The sequence below is a fragment of the Frankia sp. AgB1.9 genome, assembly GCF_016786355.1.
Lineage (GTDB): Bacteria > Actinomycetota > Actinomycetes > Frankiales > Frankiaceae > Pseudofrankia.
Genome location: NZ_JADWYX010000082.1, coordinates 1 through 5160 on the forward strand (window position 1 = coordinate 1; position 5160 = coordinate 5160).

Here is a 5160-nt window from a genome sequence, read left to right on the forward strand (position 1 = left end):
GGGGCCCCCCCGCCCCGCCCCCCGCGGGGCGCCGGGGGGGGGCCCCGCCCCCCCCGCCGAACTTGCCGTATGTCAGGGATCGTGAACCCGTCGGCCCGGTGGAAGGGGACCGCCGCGAGCGGGCCGCGGGGAGTGCGTCGGGCGCCCGGAGGTCAGACGCGCTCGGGCGTGCGGATCTCGTCGCGCTCGAGGCGGCTGGCAGCGTTCGTGTCGGGAAGCGGGGTGATCGGCGGGGCGACGAACTTGTAACCGACGTGCCGAACCGTACCGATCATCGACTCGTGCTCGGCGCCGAGCTTGGCGCGCAGCCGCCGGACGTGGACGTCCACGGTGCGGGTGCCGCCGTAGTAGTCGTAGCCCCAGACCTCCTGCAGCAGCTGGGCGCGGGTGAACACCCGGCCCGGGTGCTGGGCGAGGTACTTGAGCAGCTCGAACTCCTTGAAGGTGAGCTCGAGCGGACGGCCACGCAGCTTGGCAGAGTAGGTGGTCTCGTCCACGGAGAGGTCGCCCGAACGGATGACGCCGGCCTCGGCGGTCCCGCCAGCGGCGGCTACCCGGCCGATCGCGAGGCGCAGCCGGGCTTCCACCTCCGCCGGGCCCGCCGTGTCGAGCACCACGTCGTCGACACCCCAGTCGGCGGAGACCGCGGCGAGGCCGCCCTCGGTGACCAGGGCTAGCAGCGGGGTGGTGAGGCCCGTCGTGCGCAGCAGCCGGCACAGGCCTCGGGCGATGACGAGTTCACGCCGTCCGTCCACGGCGATGACGTCGACCGGCGGGGCGTCGAGCAGCGCGCTGGCCTCCAGCGGCGCGACGCGCACGGTGTGCGTGAGCAGGCCGAGTGATGGAAATGACTCGGCCGACGGACCAGGGGCGTTGGTGAGCAAAAGGACGACGCTCAAGACGGCTCCTCCAGGTGCGGCGGATGGTGGTGGGGCAGCGTCGACCCAAGTGGTGCCGTGCGGTCCGTTCTTGGCCCTGGTTGACACAAGTCGGACTGCGGCGTCTCACGACCGTCATGGGCATGAAACGCACATCGGTACGTGAGGAGGATAGCGGAGTGCTCGACTGCGCTCCCACCGTCTACCGGGTTCTCCCGACCGCCGACGCTGAGATTCTGGCCACTGCCTTGCTGGACTACGGCCCTTTGGTGGGGGCCGGACCACGGCCGCCGGCGGCTGTGGTCGTCCCGGGATTCTCGGGAACCATCGCCCGGCGACCAGTGCGCTCCGTCGCCGAGGGCTTGCGCTGGCACGCGAGCGTGCTGCTGATCGAGACGCGGGGTCACGGTAGCTCCACCGGTCGTTGTACGTTCGGTGACCGCGAGGTGTTCGACGTTGATGTTGCCGTGGGTGAGGCCCGGCGACTCGGATATGACCGCGTGGTTACTGTCGGGTGGTCGATGGGCGGTGCCGCCGTACTGAGACATGCCGCGCTGGCGCGTTCCGGAACGGCCGTTCACGGCCGTCTGCTGCGTCACACTCCGGACGCCGTCGTCGCGGTCAGTGCCACCAGTCGATGGTTCGTGCGTGATACCGCGCCGATGCGCCGCATTCACTGGATGGCCGAGACGTCGACGGGACGACAGGTCGCCCGACTCGGATTCGGTGTGCGGATTCCGGCTCCGCCTTGGTCGCTCCTGCCCGCTGAACGGCCGGCCGCGCCGGTCGACCTGATCGGGCAGATCGCGCCCACTCCGACGCTGATCGTCCATGGTGAGCTGGATGGTTATTTCTCGGTGGAGCACCCGCGGGCACTCGCCGCCGCGGCCGGTCCGTCGGCCCGGCTGTGGCTCGTGCCTGGCTTCGGGCACGCGGAGGCCGGCGCGATCCCGGGGCTCGTCGACAGGATTGGGAGGTATCTCCCATATCTCCTGGATGGGCACCGTGACGACTCCGAACTCGACGTGAATAACAGTTGGGAAACGAGAGTGAAACATACCGGCAACCGCCCCGGGACGGCGTGACCTGCCGGGGAGCGGGATGATCTGAGTCGGCGAAGGGAGCCGGGGTGGCGGAGGTGACCGTCCGGTACTGGGCGGCCGCGCGGGACGCGGCCGGCGTCACGGAGGAACGGCTCCAGGCGGACACGCTCGCCGCGGTGGTCGCCGCGGCGACCGAGCGGCACGGCCACCGGCTCGCCGAGGTGCTCGCCCGCTGCTCGTTCCTCGTCGACGAGGAGCCCGCCGGCAGGCGTGACCCGGCCACGATCCCGCTGCGCCCCGGCAGCGTCGTCGAGGCGCTGCCGCCCTTCGCCGGTGGCTGAAGCCCGCGCCCCGTCACTGGTGGCTGAAGCCCGCGCCAGTGCCGCCAAGGCCATATCACGGCCGATCGGATGAACATGCCTGGTCGGCCGGGCAGCGGCGGGGTGTCGTGCAAGCATGAGGGGGTGCGCGCCCGCGAGCCACGGACCTGCGCCCCCGCCGGATCGGCGGGTCCCGCGGCGTTCCCGGACCCCTCCTCCCCGGACCCCTCCTCCCCGACCCCGCCCGCGCCAGCCGCACCGTCCCCGCGGCGGGCCACGCCTGCCGCCGGGCGGTGGATGACCGTCGCGCTGCTCTGCGCGGCACTGGCCGCCGCCCTGCCCGCGGCGGCCGCCATGGCCGGCACTCCGGAGCTGGCGGCCGTGCTGCTCGTCGAGCAGCTCGCCTTCGGCTGGGCCTGGGTGGCCGTGCTGCGGGCATCCCGGCCCACGGTGCTGCTGCTCGCCGCCGCCGCGCTGACGGCCGACGGCGCCGTGCTCGGCGCGACCCGTCACGACCTCGGCAGCATCGCCGGCGTCATCGGCGCCGGGCTTGCCGTGGTGATCGTTTACCAGCTCTTCCGTCGACGCCGTGTCGGCGTCCCGTCCGCGCCAGCCAGCGCGGACGACGGGTCCGCCGCGCCCCCGCCCGCGAGTGCGCGGGTGACGGCGGAGCTCGCGGCCGCGCTCGGCGGCGGCACCCTGGTCGCCTTCCTCGCCGGGCTGCTCGCGCTGCGGGCGCAGCCTGGCGCGCCGGCGCCGGGAGACCTGCTCGTCGCCGTCGGGCTGGCTGGGATCGGCGGCGCGGTCCTGGTGGCGTGGCTCGCCGGGCTACTCGGCGCCGGCTCGCTGCTGGCGGGCGGGCTGGGGCTCGCCGCCGGCACCGGCCTGGGCGCCGGCTACGGCGGGCTCGTCGACGAGCTGTCGGCCGGCTCAGGGGCGTTGCTGGCCGCTGCCGGTGCCCTCGCCGCCGCGGTGATGGGTGTGCTAGTCGCGCGCGCCGGCCCCGCGCTCGCCGCCTCGGCGGCTGACGGGACGGTACCGGTGGCGTCCGGACCGCAGGCGAAGCCGTCCCCCGACAGAACGTCGGCCCGGCTGGCGCGACGCGAGCGCGCCGACGCGGGCCTGGGATCGCCCGCGGTGCTGCTCGCGGCGGGCGGGGTGCGGGTACGACCGTTCCCGGCGAGATCCGTCGCCGCTGTCCTGTTGGCCGCTGTAGCGCCCCTTACGGTCGCGGCACCTCTCGTCTACCTGGTTGGGCGGCATTTGCCAGGATGATCCGGTGGGCAGTAGAGCGATTCGCATAACGCTGGTTGTCGTCGTGGTGCTGCTGGTGCTGGGATTCGTCGCGGACCGCCTCGCGGTACACGTGGTCTCGGACCAGATCGCCACTCAGACGCAACGCAGCCAGAACCTGCCGACCAAGCCGTCCGTCTCGATCGGCGGCGCGCTGTTCCTGCCGCAGGTCGTGAAGGGCGACTACCGGGACGTCAACGTCGACGTCCGCGGCCTCACCGAGAACGGCCTGCGCGTCGACCGGGTGCGCTCGCACCTCGACGGCGTCCATGTGCCGCTCTCCAGCATCATCGGCGGCGACGTCACCAAGATCCCGGTCGACAGCCTCGACGCGGACGTCGAGCTCACCTACACCGACATCAACGCCTACCTCGCTACCCAGAACCAGCCGGGCGCGCTCGTCACGAACATCCAGATCGGCGCGGCCGGGTCGGCGATCAAGATCACCTCGACCATCAACTGGGGCGGGCAGAGCTACCCGTTCGACGGCACCGCCGACATCGGGGTGAAGCCGGCAGCCTTCACCTACACCCCGCGGGAGCTCAGCCAGGGCATCGCGGGCCTGCTGCCACCCCAGCTGCACGAAGAGGTCGTGAAGCTGCTGACCGTGACGGTCCCGGTGGAGGGCCTGCCGTTCAACCTGAAGCTGACGACCGCGACGGTCCTGCCCGACCGGATGCGGTTCAGCGCCGCCGGCACGAACGTCATCATCGACACGACTGCGATCACCCCGACCCCGACCCCGGCCGGCTGAACCGGGAGCCGTCCGGCGCGGGCGGCTCCCGGCTCTGGCCCGCGGTCTGGAGGCCCGCGGTCTGGAGGCCCGCGGTCTGAAGGCCGGTGGCCCCGGCCGTTCGGCGGGGACGAGACTGGCGGGATGAGCCGATCGCTAGTCATCAAGGTGACCGCGGGTACGGACGCGCCGGAGCGCTGCTCGCAGGCCTTCACGGTCGCGTCGGTCGCCGTCAGCAGTGGAGTGGCCGTCTCGCTGTGGCTGACCGGGGAATCGGCCTGGTTCGCGCTGCCGGGCCGGGCCGCGGAGTTCTCCCTGCCGGAGGCGGCGCCCTTGCCAGACCTCCTTGACGCGATCCTCGCCGCCGGAACGGTGACCCTGTGCACGCAGTGCGCCGCCCGCCGCTCGATCGGCCCCGGGGACGTCATCGACGGCATCCGGATCGCCGGCGCCGCCACCTTCGTGGCCGAGGTCATGACCGACGGTGCCCAGGCTCTCGTCTACTGAGGCACTACCCGGGAAAAACGGTCAGAGCATCCCCAGTCCGGCGCGGCTGTGGGTACGGACCACTGTGGGCACACCACGGAGTGATTCCGTGACTTTGCGTGGATGCGGTTAGATGATCATATGATGTTCGAGGCGCAAGCTCTGTACGCCGTCGTCCAGTACGACGGGGCCGGACGCCAGGACGTCCGTCAGGTCGTCGCCCCGTTTCCCGACCGTGGCGCCGCCGCGACCTTCGCCGTCGACAACGAGATGCGGCATTTCACCGTCCGACCCATGGTGCTGGCCGCTCCACCGGCCCCGCCGGTCATCCCATCTCCGCGACGCCCCACCTGAGCCTGGCCAGCGCCAGGGCACCGAAACGAGGAAGGCGGCAGCGGTGGGCCGCC

At 72.5% G+C, this 5160-nt stretch carries 7 protein-coding genes; 6 read left to right on the top strand and 1 reads right to left on the bottom strand.

The window, feature by feature from the left end:
* Window positions 1-152 precede the first annotated feature (152 nt).
* A complete protein-coding gene (locus I6A60_RS27475; protein WP_203021767.1) occupies window positions 153-899 on the bottom strand; it encodes a response regulator transcription factor in 747 nt (248 codons plus the stop codon).
* A 122-nt stretch (window positions 900-1021) separates the two neighbouring features.
* Here I6A60_RS27475 and I6A60_RS27480 point away from each other — a divergent pair, with 122 nt between their 5' ends.
* The 6 genes from I6A60_RS27480 (at window position 1022) to I6A60_RS27505 (ending at window position 5107) form a co-directional block, all read left to right on the top strand.
* The gene (locus I6A60_RS27480) at window positions 1022-1963 is read left to right on the top strand and encodes an alpha/beta hydrolase (protein WP_238436363.1); all 942 of its coding nucleotides are present in this window, start codon (window positions 1022-1024) and stop codon (window positions 1961-1963) included.
* A gap of 44 nt (window positions 1964-2007) precedes the next feature.
* The gene (locus I6A60_RS27485) at window positions 2008-2262 is read left to right on the top strand and encodes a MoaD/ThiS family protein (RefSeq protein WP_203021768.1); all 255 of its coding nucleotides are present in this window, start codon (window positions 2008-2010) and stop codon (window positions 2260-2262) included.
* Between the two features lie 276 nt (window positions 2263-2538).
* On the top strand, window positions 2539-3516 hold the full coding sequence (locus I6A60_RS27490; RefSeq protein WP_203021769.1) for a hypothetical protein: 978 nt from the start codon (window positions 2539-2541) through the stop codon (window positions 3514-3516).
* Between the two features lie 4 nt (window positions 3517-3520).
* The gene (locus I6A60_RS27495) at window positions 3521-4288 is read left to right on the top strand and encodes a DUF2993 domain-containing protein (RefSeq protein ID WP_203021770.1); all 768 of its coding nucleotides are present in this window, start codon (window positions 3521-3523) and stop codon (window positions 4286-4288) included.
* A gap of 123 nt (window positions 4289-4411) precedes the next feature.
* Window positions 4412-4774 carry a DsrE family protein gene (locus I6A60_RS27500; protein ID WP_203021771.1) on the top strand — a complete coding sequence of 121 codons (363 nt, stop codon included), beginning with the start codon at window positions 4412-4414 and terminating at the stop codon, window positions 4772-4774.
* A gap of 120 nt (window positions 4775-4894) precedes the next feature.
* Window positions 4895-5107 (top strand): hypothetical protein, encoded by a 213-nt coding sequence (locus tag I6A60_RS27505; protein ID WP_203021781.1) that lies wholly within the window; start codon window positions 4895-4897, stop codon window positions 5105-5107.
* The last annotated feature ends 53 nt before the right edge of the window (window positions 5108-5160 follow it).

Bases quoted from the DNA above. Each gene is read 5' to 3' on its own strand.
- I6A60_RS27480 (WP_238436363.1), top strand. From the start codon at position 1,022: ATGAAACGCACATCGGTACGTGAGGAGGATAGCGGAGTGCTCGACTGC.
- I6A60_RS27490 (WP_203021769.1), top strand. From the start codon at position 2,539: ATGACCGTCGCGCTGCTCTGCGCGGCACTGGCCGCCGCCCTGCCCGCG.
- I6A60_RS27500 (WP_203021771.1), top strand. From the start codon at position 4,412: ATGAGCCGATCGCTAGTCATCAAGGTGACCGCGGGTACGGACGCGCCG.
- I6A60_RS27505 (WP_203021781.1), top strand. From the start codon at position 4,895: ATGATGTTCGAGGCGCAAGCTCTGTACGCCGTCGTCCAGTACGACGGG.